Source organism: Pseudoalteromonas sp. S1727 (genome assembly GCF_005886375.1).
Lineage (GTDB): Bacteria > Pseudomonadota > Gammaproteobacteria > Enterobacterales > Alteromonadaceae > Pseudoalteromonas > Pseudoalteromonas haloplanktis.
This window is the reverse complement of the sequence record NZ_PNDT01000199.1, coordinates 1-351: the sequence shown is the minus strand read 5'-3', so window position 1 is coordinate 351 and position 351 is coordinate 1. Positions and strand designations below refer to the sequence as shown.

Here is a 351-nt window from a genome sequence, read left to right as displayed (position 1 = left end):
AAGATGACACTATCAATGCCGCCGCAGCACCAAGGGTTCGCATTAGCGGCGCCACTGATGCTGCACATGGTCAGATAGTTACTGTCGTCGTGACTGATTCTCAAGGCACAGCAATTGAATTAACAGCTGTCGTTGAGAACGGTGAATGGCTCATTGAAAACTTTGACTCTCGATTCCTCATAGATGGTGATATTACTGCAACTGCAAGTGTCGAAAACCGCGCAGGAAACAGCAATCAAGCTACAGATACTGCACAAAAAGACGTAGCAGCAAGGATCACAATCGAGCTAAGTGATACAGATCTTGCAGATCAAGTGATCAATGAAAATGAAGTCACCAGCAATAATAGCT

The 351-nt window shown here is 45.0% G+C and carries 1 protein-coding gene; it reads left to right on the top strand.

Annotated elements, in window-relative coordinates:
- On the top strand, window positions 1-351 hold a 351-nt coding region (locus tag CWB85_RS22555), incomplete at both ends, for an Ig-like domain-containing protein (protein WP_171039060.1).